This is a genomic window from Rhizobacter sp. P1_G5, assembly GCF_056405435.1.
In genome coordinates, this window is record NZ_JBFUCB010000964.1 from 1 (window position 1) to 1,470 (window position 1,470).

1 protein-coding gene and 1 pseudogene are annotated in these 1,470 nt (G+C 66.6%); both read right to left on the minus strand.

Translation table 11 applies throughout. The annotated features are described in order from the left end of the window. Positions 1-1,333: VCBS domain-containing protein (locus AC1D12_RS33190; protein ID WP_477845355.1), on the minus strand; the 1,333-nt coding region annotated here is incomplete at its 3' end. A gap of 18 nt (positions 1,334-1,351) precedes the next feature. Next, a pseudogene (locus tag AC1D12_RS33195) lies at positions 1,352-1,435 on the minus strand (VCBS domain-containing protein); the annotation flags it as partial. Between the last annotated feature and the right edge of the window lie 35 nt (positions 1,436-1,470).

Below are 1,470 nucleotides of genomic sequence, written 5' to 3' on the forward strand. Positions count from 1 at the left end.
ACGGCCACATCATTCGTGCCGTGGATGGTGACGGTGACGCTCGACGAGGTGCCATCGGCGCTCTTGCGGTGACGCTCGACGAGGTGCCATCGGCGCTCTTGACGGAGAAGGTCTCSGTCAGYGACTGGTCGGCGCGCAACGCCTGGATCGTGGCGTTGCTGTTYGCRGCTGCATAAGTCCAGGTGCCGTCGGCGGCRAGGGGGAAGGTGCCGTAGGTRCCCGCGGTGGCAGGCTGAGCCTGGAACACGGCCTGGCCGTTGTCGACGTCGGCGACGGACAGGGTGCCGCCGGCGGTCAGGTTGCCCGAGGCATTGACGGCGGTGTCTTCGGTGACGGAGCCGGAGGTCGCGCCGGAGATGACGGCAGCGTCGTTGGCGCCCTTGATGGTGACGGTGACCGACGAGCTGGTCCCGTCCGCGCTCTTGACCGAGAAGGTTTCGGTCAGCGACTGGTCGGCGCGCAGCGCCTGAACCGCGGCGTTGCTGTTGGCCGCGGTGTAGGTCCAGGTGCCGTCGGTGGCGAGTGCGAAGGTGCCGTAGGTGCCAGCGGTGGCTGTCTGAGCCTGGAACACAGCTTCGCCGTTGTCGACATCGGCGACAGACAACGTGCCACCGGTGGTCAGGTTGCCGGAAGCGTTGACAGCCGTGTCTTCGGTGACCGAGCCCGAGGTGGCGCCGGAGATGACAGCGGTGTCGTTCGTGCCCTGGATGGTGACGGTGACCGACGAGCTGGTCCCGTCCGCGCTCTTGACCGAGAAGGTTTCGGTCAGCGATTGATCAGCGCGCAGCGCCTGGACCGTGGCGTTGTTGTTGGCCGCKGCGTAGGTCCAGGTGCCRTCGGTGGCGAGCGTGAAGGTGCCGTAGGTGCCCGCGGTGGCAGGCTGAGCCTGGAACACGGCCTGGCCGTTGTCGATGTCGGCGACAGACAGCGTGCCGCCGGTGGTCAGATTGCCGGAGGCGTTGACGGCGGTGTCTTCCGTGATGGAACCGGACGTGGCACCACTGATCACGGCGACATCGTTCGTGCCGTGGATGGTGACGGTGACGCTCGAAGAAGTGCCATCAGCGCTCTTGACCGAGAAGGTTTCGGTSAGCGATTGRTCGGCGCGAAGCGCCTGAACGGCGGTGTTGCCGTTGGCCGCGGTGTAGGTCCAGGTGCCRTCGGTGGCGAGTGCGAAGGTGCCGTAGGTRCCGGCAGTGGCCGTCTGAGCCTGGAACASGGCTTGGCCGTTGTCGATGTCGGCGACGGACAAGGTGCCGCCGGTCGTCAGGTTGCCGGCGCCATTGACCGCGGTGTCTTCCGTGACAGCACCCGAGGTGGCGCCGCTGATCACGGCCACATCATTCGTGCCGTGGATGGTGACGGTGACGCTCGACGAGGTGCCATCGGCGCTCTTGACGGAGAAGGTCTCCGTCAGTGACTGGTCGGCGCGCAACGCCTGGATCGTGGCGTTGCTGTTCGCAGCTGCAT